The 7,480-nt window shown below is 59.2% G+C and carries 8 protein-coding genes; 2 read left to right on the forward strand and 6 right to left on the reverse strand.

The window, feature by feature from the left end; genetic code table 11:
- Positions 1–39: 39 nt before the first annotated feature.
- Positions 40–1,263 carry a beta-ketoacyl-ACP synthase I gene (fabB, locus tag BLO49_RS17285; protein WP_090650776.1) on the forward strand — a complete coding sequence of 408 codons (1,224 nt, stop codon included), beginning with the start codon at positions 40–42 and terminating at the stop codon, positions 1,261–1,263.
- Here fabB and BLO49_RS17290 read toward each other — a convergent pair.
- Positions 1,260–2,012 carry a MerR family transcriptional regulator gene (locus tag BLO49_RS17290; RefSeq protein ID WP_090650778.1) on the reverse strand — a complete coding sequence of 251 codons (753 nt, stop codon included), beginning with the start codon at positions 2,010–2,012 and terminating at the stop codon, positions 1,260–1,262. The genes fabB and BLO49_RS17290 overlap by 4 nt on opposite strands.
- Positions 2,013–2,139: 127 nt before the next feature.
- Between BLO49_RS17290 and BLO49_RS17295 the strand changes: the two genes are divergently transcribed.
- Entirely contained in the window at positions 2,140–2,955 is an 816-nt protein-coding gene (locus tag BLO49_RS17295; RefSeq protein WP_090650780.1) for an enoyl-ACP reductase FabI, read from the forward strand.
- A 55-nt stretch (positions 2,956–3,010) separates the two neighbouring features.
- On the opposite strand, the gene BLO49_RS17300 is transcribed toward BLO49_RS17295, so the two are convergent.
- From BLO49_RS17300 to BLO49_RS17320, 5 genes are all read right to left on the reverse strand, one after another.
- Positions 3,011–3,712, reverse strand: a complete 702-nt coding sequence (locus tag BLO49_RS17300) for a pseudouridine synthase (protein ID WP_090650781.1) — start codon at positions 3,710–3,712, stop codon at positions 3,011–3,013.
- The gene (locus tag BLO49_RS17305) at positions 3,709–4,740 is read right to left on the reverse strand and encodes a class I SAM-dependent methyltransferase (protein WP_090650783.1); all 1,032 of its coding nucleotides are present in this window, start codon (positions 4,738–4,740) and stop codon (positions 3,709–3,711) included. The genes BLO49_RS17300 and BLO49_RS17305 overlap by 4 nt, the downstream gene beginning before the upstream one ends.
- 41 nt (positions 4,741–4,781) lie before the next feature.
- A complete protein-coding gene (locus BLO49_RS17310) occupies positions 4,782–5,282 on the reverse strand; it encodes an arsenate-mycothiol transferase ArsC (protein ID WP_170828389.1) in 501 nt (166 codons plus the stop codon).
- A 103-nt stretch (positions 5,283–5,385) separates the two neighbouring features.
- Entirely contained in the window at positions 5,386–7,011 is a 1,626-nt protein-coding gene (locus BLO49_RS17315; protein ID WP_090650786.1) for a glycoside hydrolase family 13 protein, read from the reverse strand.
- 156 nt (positions 7,012–7,167) lie between these two features.
- On the reverse strand, positions 7,168–7,480 hold a 313-nt coding region (locus BLO49_RS17320; RefSeq protein ID WP_170828351.1), incomplete at its 5' end, for a transposase.

Below are 7,480 nucleotides of genomic sequence, written 5' to 3' on the forward strand. Positions count from 1 at the left end.
CCGTACGTATTGCTGCAGGACTAACAGGTAGGATATTACATGCGTAGAGTCGTGATTACAGGACTGGGGATTGTGTCTTCCATCGGCCTGGGCGCCGATGAGGTCACGCAGTCGCTGAAAGAGGCACGCTCCGGCATCGTCGCCGCTGAAGATTACGCGCGTCTGGGGTTCAAGTGTCAGGTCCATGCGCCGCCGAAGGTGGATGACTGGCAGGCCCTGATCGACCGCCGCGCCGCGCGCTTTCTGTCGCCGGGCCTGGCCTACGGTCATATCGCCATGGAACAGGCGATTGCCTCTTCGGGCCTGGAAAAGAGTGATATTTCCAATGAGCGTACCGGCATCATCTTTGGCGCCGGCGGCCCTTCCACCAGCGCCATCGTGGCGGCGGCGGATGTAACGCGCGAGAAGAACTCACCCAAGCGCATTGGGCCATTCGCCGTGCCCAAGGCCATGTCCTCCGGCCCGTCGGCCGTGCTGGCCACCTGGTTCGAGATTCGCGGCATCAACTATTCGATCTCTTCGGCCTGCGCGACATCGGTCCACTGCATCGGGGCGGCGGCGGAGCAGATCGTGATGGGCAAGCAGGATGTAATGTTCGCCGGCGGTACGGAAGAACTCGACTGGACGCTCAGCGACATGTTCGACGCCATGGGCGCCATGTCGTCCAATTTCAACGACCGCCCGGCCATCGCTTCGCGCGCCTATGACCGCGACCGCGACGGCTTCGTTATCGCCGGCGGCGCCGGCATGGTGGTGCTGGAAGAATATGAACGCGCGAAAGCCCGCGGCGCCAATATCATCGCCGAAGTGGTGGGTTATGCCGCCAATTCGGATGGCTATGATATGGTTGCGCCTTCCGGTGAGGGGGCCGCGCGCTGCATGAAGATCGCCCTGGCCGACGCGAAAGGCCGCAAGGTTGACTATCTCAATCCGCACGGCACCTCGACGCCGGTGGGCGATGAAAAGGAAATGGGCGCGGTACGCGATGTGTTCGGCGCCAACATGCCGATGATTTCCTCGACCAAGTCGCTGACCGGTCACTCGCTGGGGGCCGCCGGCGCCCAGGAAGCCATCTACTGCCTGCTGATGATGCAGAACGGTTTCGCCGCCGAAAGCGCCCATATCGACAATCTCGATCCGGCCTTCGACGGCATGAACATCCTGCGCAAACGCCATGACGGCCCGATCGGCACCATCATGTCGAACTCGTTCGGTTTTGGCGGCACCAACGGCTCGATCATCCTGTCTCAGGAAGACCTTTAGGTCTTGGTTGCAAAGGCGCGGGCGGCAGCGGCGAGGTAGTAGCTTAGGCCGATCTGCGCATTTTCCAGCAGACTGCGATGAAATTCGTCATGCAGGAAAAATTCAGTCTGGGTAACGAACTGATCAGGTGAGGTGTTATGGCCGTGGGACTTCAGGAAGGCCAGATGTTCACGGATTCGTCCCCGAACCTCAGCGTCATCGCAACTGCGGGCATCACGCAGAGCCTGCGCCATAAACAGCTGAAATGCCTGTGCGTGACGCGCCAGATCATTCATGGCATCGGCATCGTTTACAGGTGGAATCTCGGCGCCATAGGCTGATTTCAGGTGTTCATTGTGGTTCGCCATTGCGGCATTCCATTGCGCTTCATCGTGGAAGCCTTCAAACAGGTTTTCATTGGTCATATCAGATACCCCTTCGGCGGCAGAAATCGTGCTGTCGAGCGTCGCCAACAGACGCGTCAGTCCGATTTGTCTTTGCCGGATTAATACGCGCTGTTCGCGCAGCATCACCAAGCGATCACTACGGCCAGTCATAAGTTTGCGGATGGTTTTGAGAGGAAAACCGAGCGCGCGGTAAAACAGAATCTGCTGCAAGGTTTCTAGTTGCGCGCGACCGTAGAGACGATAGCCCGCCTGAGAAAATGCATAGGGTTTCAGCAGGCCGAGCGCATCATAATGATGCAGGGTTTTGATCCCTACGCCGGCCAGATTCGCCACCTGTTTGACTGTTAAAAGTTCGTTTTTCATCTCGCTGTCAGAGATAGTCCCTCCTGTTACCGGAGGGTCAACTGGTTTTTGTACGGATAGCTGTGATCTTGCCAATACGGGCAATATCTGCTCTTAGACGCAGACGATTATGGTTAGGAGCGAAAACATGGCTGACGAATGGAACTTCCCCAAGGGCGACCTCATGAAGGGCAAAAAGGGCTTGGTCATGGGCGTGGCCAATGACAAGTCCATCGCCTGGGGCATCGCCTCGCAACTGGCCGCCCAGGGCGCCGAAATGGCCTTCTCCTATCTCGGTGAAAGCCTGTTGCGCCGTGTCGAGCCGCTGGCGACCTCAATCGGCGTCAAGCACCTGATCGAATGCGACGTCACCTCGGACGACTCGATGGATGCCGCCTTCGCCAAACTGAAGGAAATCTATGGCGAGATCGATTTCGTCATCCACTCGGTCGCCTTCGCCAACAAGAACGAACTCCAAGGCTCGTTTGTCGAGAACACCACGCGTGAGGGCTTCCTGCTGGCGCTGAACGTCTCGGCCTTCTCGTTCGTCGACGTGTCGCGCCGCGCCGCCGAGCTAATGCCGAATGGCGGTTCGCTGGTGACGCTGACCTATCTCGGCGCCGAGCGCGTCATCCCGAACTACAATACCATGGGCGTGGCCAAGGCCGCCCTGGAAGCCTCTACCCGCTATATCGCCCGCGATCTGGGGCCAAAGGGCATCCGCGTCAACGCCATCTCGGCGGGCGCCATGCGCACGCTTTCGCTGGCCGGCATCTCCGGTGGCCGCGGTCTGCACGCCAAGTCGGGCCAGTTCTCGCTGATGAAGCAGGAAACCTCGATGGAGGGCGTGGCCGGCGCGGCTCTCTGGCTGGCCTCCGATCTCGGCTTCTCGACCACCGGCGAAGTGGTCCATGTCGATGCCGGTTTCCATGTGGTGGGTCTGCCCGAAGACATCGAAGGGTAAATCGCGGTGTTTAGCCCATCAGGTACAAACGGCGCGGACACGGCTATGTCCGCAATCAGCTTTTCAACAAGCCCTGCGCTTCCGCCTGATCCAATAGCCGCCATTTGCCGGGTTTGAGTTCACCTAGCGTGAGGTCGCCCATCTGCGCGCGGTGCAGGGCTTCGACGTGATTGCCGACCGCCGCGAACATGCGCCGCACCTGGTGGTAGCGGCCTTCATAAAGCGTCAGGCGGGCAGTCTTTTCACCGGTCACTTCCAGAAAGGCCGGTTTAAGCGCATCCTTCTCGCTTTCCAGAACTAACGTCCCGGCGGCGAACACCTCGCCATAGTGTGGTTCCAGCGGCCGGGCGCAGGTCACCTCATAGATCTTGGCGACATGGTTCTTCGGTGAAATGATTTTATGCAGATATTCACCGTCATCGGTGAACAGCAGCAGGCCGGAGGTATCGGAATCGAGCCGGCCAATGGTCGAGAGCACCGGCTTGCGTTCGGCAAAGCGACTGGGGAGCAGTTCGTAGACGAGGTTGCCGCGATCCTTCAGCGAACAGACATAGCCGGTCGGCTTGTTGAGCATCAGCACCATGCCGAAATCGGGATCGAGCGGTCGCCCCTTGTAGCGGATATCGTCGTGTTCCGCGTCGGCATCCTCATCGAGCGGTTCGCCCGCGGCATTGGTAATCGCGCCCATGCGGATCAGCTTTTGCATCTCCTTCCGCGAGCCGTAACCGAGATTGGCCAGTCGCCTGATCAGCTTCATCGTGTCACTTTCGGGCCTACCGCCTTGAAGACCTTGTAAAAATTATTCTGCGCCGCGACCGTGACATGCTTGAAGCTGGCCTCCAGCGTCTCCTCATAGGGCAGGTGACGATTGGCGACGATCCACAACTGACCGCCGGAGGTCAGCGCGTTCGCTGCCGAGGTGATGAAAGCCTTGCCGACATCGTGACGATCAGCGCGGTCGGAGACATGGAACGGCGGATTGCTGACGATGGCGTCGTAGGTATCGGACAGGGCTTTGGTGGCGTCGAGCCAATGCACGGTGGCGCGATCGCCATGCGTCGCCAGGTTCAGCTTCGCCATCTCGACGGCGCGGCCCTCGGCCTCGATGGCGTCCAGATGGGTAATGCCGGGGTTTTGTGTCAGCACCTCATCACTGAGATAGCCGAAACCGGCGCCGAGATCGGCCACCTTGCCCTTGAATGTCCTGGGCAGGTGATCGGCCAGGAGTTTCGAGCCGGCGTCGATATGATCCCAGGCGAAGAGGCCGGGCCGGCTGGTGAAGCGGCCCTCCACGATCTTGCGCGGCGCATCCAGTTTCAGCCATTCGGCCAGCAGGGCGGTGTCGGCGCGGTCATCGACCGTCGCCCAGAAGACGCGGCATTTGTTCTTCGACTGGCTGGAGATATTCCCCGTAAGGGCTTTCAGGTCGCCTTCAATGGTTTTGGCGCCTTCATTGTTCGATACCGCAGCCATGACGATACCACCCTTGGCGGTTTCCTGAATCGCGCGGGCCAGCAGGGCGCGGCCTTCCTCGCGCTGGCGGGGCGGCAGGACCAGGGTTAGCTCTGCCGAGGCATGGCCTTCGTGCATATGGAAGCCGGCGCGCATAAGGGCGTCATGGGCCGGCTTGAAGCTCTGTTCATAGACCAGCCTGTCGCGCGATATGTCATCAAGGACATCACCGGTGCGGGCGCGCAGGAAAAGGGCCGGGCCATTTGCCGGCCAGTCGATGGCGCCCTCCGCGAGCGGCAGGAACAGGGTATTTAAAACGGGATCATTAGACATGGCGCACGCTATCGCACAGCGGAAGCGATATGCCAAGCGCGTCAGGCGGCCCTAGCGTTCAGCCAGCCGATGGCGTTGATAGTCTTTTCGAGTTTCTTGCCCTGCTTGGTGAGGGGAATCTCGATCAGGTCGGTAATACGGGCATAGAGCTCCTGATAAACCTGCTCAAAAGCCGCACGACGCGCGGCGGCATCCGTGGCCATCGATGGGTCCGTGATGTTCCAGTGCGCCGTCAGGGGGCGGCCCGGCAAGGTGACCGGACAGATTTCGCCCATCGCGTTGTTGCACAGGCTGATCACCACGTCGATTTTCGGGGCGCCGAGCCGGGTAAACACGCTCCAGTGTTTGACCCGCACACCCTGGACCGTTTCCAGGTGACGGGCAAGCACCGACAGGGCTTCCGGGCAAGGGGTGGGCTCCGGTTCGTCGCCGGCGGCAAAGGCGCGATAATCCGGACTGGCAAAGGCGTTGAGTATGCCCTTTGCCACCATGGCGCGGCCGGCATTATAGCTGCACAGGAACAGGATGTTACGCGGTGACATGTTACTTTTATGCGCTTCTTCTGAGACGGCCCTGTCCAAAAAGGATATTACAACTGAAAAGCTTAACGGCGCCTCAGAAGACAGGGTTAATAATCCGTTCCCGTCATTTTGTCCGGTAAATCCGTGCCTCCCACGGGCGCAAATCTTTAGAGGCATCCATATAGTTGCCGACACACGGCGCGGTGTCGGGCAAGTCACAGGCCGCGGGCTGGCCGGAAAAATTCAGAGCGATCAGAAAGGCTGTTTCGCCGAGCGCCCTATTGAAAGCAAAGACCTGCGGGTGATCGGGCGCCATATCCGCGTAATCGCCATAGACCAGGGCTGGTTCGGCATGACGCAGGGCAACCAGACGGGCATAGTGGTCATAGATGGCGCGGCCGCTTTCGGCATTGATCGTCTCATGGTTCGGATTGAGCGCGAACCAGGGTTTGCCGGTGGTGAAGCCGCCTTCCGCCGTCCAGGGCAGCGGCATTCGCGCGTGGTCGCGGCTGACCTTGTTCTGGTTGGCAAAGAAATCCTCAGGCGTCCATCGGCCACTGGCCACTTCCTCTTTCCAGGCGTTTTTCGTCCAGAGGTCGTTAAACTGGTCTATGTCTGTGAAATTGCGGTTGGTCAGGCCCATCTCGTCGCCCTGATAGATAAAGGGCGTGCCCTTCATGGTCAGGATGAGTGTAGCCAGCAGCATGGCGGATTTTTCGCGCCATTGCGGGGTGTCATCACCAAAGCGCGAGACAATGCGCGGATTATCATGGTTGCTGAGGAAAAAGGTCGGCCAGCAGTGGTGGTCCAGCGCCTGGTCCTGACGTGTGAAGACGGCCTTGAATTCCGGCAGGCTCCATGGCTTCCAGCGGCCGTCCGGTCCGCGATCGACCTCGACAGCGGCGAACTGGAAAATCATGTCGAGTTCCTGCCGGTGCTCATCGATCAGTTTCGGCGTGTCTTCCAGTGTCACGCCAAAGGCTTCGCCGACGGTCATGACATTGTAATGCGACAGCACTTCGCGGTTCATTTCATGCAGGTAGTCATGCACCTTTGGGCCATTAGCATAGACATATTGCGGCTTGGCGCTTAAGGATTCCGGCAGGTTGGGGAAGGCTTTATCCTTTGAAATGAAGGGAATGACGTCCATGCGGAAACCATCGATGCCCTTATCGAGCCAGAACCGCATAAGGTCGTAAACCTCTTCACGCACTTCCCGGTTATCCCAGTTCAGGTCCGGCTGTTTCGGATCGAACAGGTGGAGATACCAGTCGCCGTCGGGGCCTTGCGTCCACGCCGGGCCGCCGAAGATCGAGGTCCAGTCGTTCGGTTTGTGATCGCTCCAGATATAGTAGTCGCGCTTCGGATCATCGCGTGAAGATCGGCTCTCAACGAACCATTGGTGTTCATCAGACGTATGGTTGACCACCAGGTCGATGATCAGCTTCATGCCGCGGGTTTTAATCGCCGCCAGCAGGTTATCGAAATCCTGCATGGTGCCGAACTCAGGCCCGACCTTGCGGTAGTCGCGGATATCGTAGCCATTATCGGCGTTGGGGCTGTCAAAGTGCGGCGACAGCCAGATGACATCGACGCCCAGCCCCTTGATATGATCGAGCTTCTCGATGATGCCGCGCAGGTCGCCGATGCCGTCGCCATTGCTGTCATAAAACGAGCGTGGATAGACCTGATACACCACGGCCTCCTTCCACCAGCGTTTGATGTAGCCGTTCGGGGTGGTCTCTGACATGGGCGGGCCTTAAGTTGGACAGTTAAGTAAGAAGCCCCACCACCACTTCGCTTCGCTCGCGGTCCCCCTCCCCACCAGAGGTGGGGAGGTATAAGAGGGAGTCTGTTCTTGTACCTCCCCCTCCCCATCTCCGATGGGGAGCGACTGTGTTATTAGTCAAGTTTTTTGTTCAGTCCACGGCCTGTTATCTCTGATCATGGCGTTGATCTGTGTCAGTAGTTTCCTGGCGACGGCGATCATGGCGACCATTTTAGGCTTTCCGGCCTTGACCAGGTTTTCAAAGAAGGTCTTGAAAGTCTTGTTGTGGGTCTTTGCGCTCAATGCGCTGACGAACAGGGCGCAACGGACGCTTTTGCGGCCGCCGCCGATAAAGCTCTTGCCGCGCCATTGTCCTGATTGCCGAGTGAAGGGGGCCAGACCCGCCAGGGCAGCGATCTGACGCCGGTTGAGCCTCCCCAGTTCGGGCAGT

The organism is Asticcacaulis taihuensis (assembly GCF_900100255.1).
GTDB lineage: Bacteria > Pseudomonadota > Alphaproteobacteria > Caulobacterales > Caulobacteraceae > Asticcacaulis > Asticcacaulis taihuensis.